Here is a 988-nt window from a genome sequence, read left to right on the forward strand (position 1 = left end):
TATCGTATCTGCAGATGGGATAGGATCCGAAGAGGATGAGATGGAAACATTACATGCGTATCAATCTCTGATCAAAGAAAACCTGGATTATGATTCTCTGTTAGTGAGTCATCCTCATGACAAAAATCAGATTGATGAAATTGTGGATCTGATTGTAGAGACTGTTATGTGTAAGAGTGATAAAGTACTGATTGCAAGCAACTGGTATTCAGGAGCTTTGGTAAGAGGAAAATTCAGTATGATGCCCTACTTGTGAGTCATCCTCATGACAAAAATCAGATTGATGAAATAGTGGATCTGATTGTAGAGACTGTCATGTGTAGGAGTGATAGAGTATTGATTGCAAGCAACTGGTATTCAGGAGCTTTGGTAAGAGGAAAATTCATGAAGCTGGATTATTCGCATGTAGAGTATGTGCTGCATTGTCTGGAAGGAAATACGAGTAAAATCAAGAATATCAAGAAATATTTACTTGCGGCATTGTTCAATGCCCCTTCAACGATAAGTGGATATTACCGGGCAGAAGTAAATCATGATATGCCGTGGCTGGCAAGATAGGAGGACATATATGGGTATTTTAAAAGTGGCAGGAAAAGTGTTGTTGATTCCATTGTGGTTTATCATTTCGATCATAGGTGCCGGAGTGAAGTTACTGGTACATATGGTGGCAATCGCAAAAAAGATATTGGGATTCGGAATTATGGCGTTGCTCATAGGAACAGTGATCTGTTACCAAGACTGGCTCCAGGCAGCTTTTCTGGCTTGTATGGGAGGTGTTCTGATTTCTATTTTATTTGCTGGAGAATTTATAGATACTGGGAAAAGTGTTATTGATTCCATTGTGGTTTATTGTTTCAATCATAGGTGTCGGAGTGAAACTACTAGTACATATGGTGGCAATCGCAAAAAAGATATTGGGATTTGGAATTGTAGTTTTGTTTATAGGAACAGTGCTCTGTTATCAAGACTGGATACAGGCAGCTTTTTT

Annotated in this window: 2 protein-coding genes and 1 pseudogene; all 3 read left to right on the forward strand. The window is 38.8% G+C overall.

Annotated features, from left to right (window positions below; translation table 11 throughout):
- Positions 1-256, forward strand: a 256-nt coding sequence (locus QVP40_RS07115) for a DUF6017 domain-containing protein (RefSeq protein WP_288200372.1), incomplete at its 5' end; no start/stop codon positions are given.
- Positions 247-558, forward strand: a pseudogene (locus QVP40_RS07120) (DUF6017 domain-containing protein); the annotation flags it as partial. The gene QVP40_RS07115 and the pseudogene QVP40_RS07120, both read left to right, overlap by 10 nt.
- A gap of 10 nt (positions 559-568) precedes the next feature.
- Positions 569-988 (forward strand): hypothetical protein (locus QVP40_RS07125; protein WP_288200373.1); only part of this gene is annotated, 420 nt, incomplete at its 3' end.

It is taken from the genome of Blautia sp. CAG:257 (assembly GCF_000433815.1).
Taxonomy (GTDB): Bacteria; Bacillota; Clostridia; order Lachnospirales; family Lachnospiraceae; genus Blautia_A; species Blautia_A caecimuris.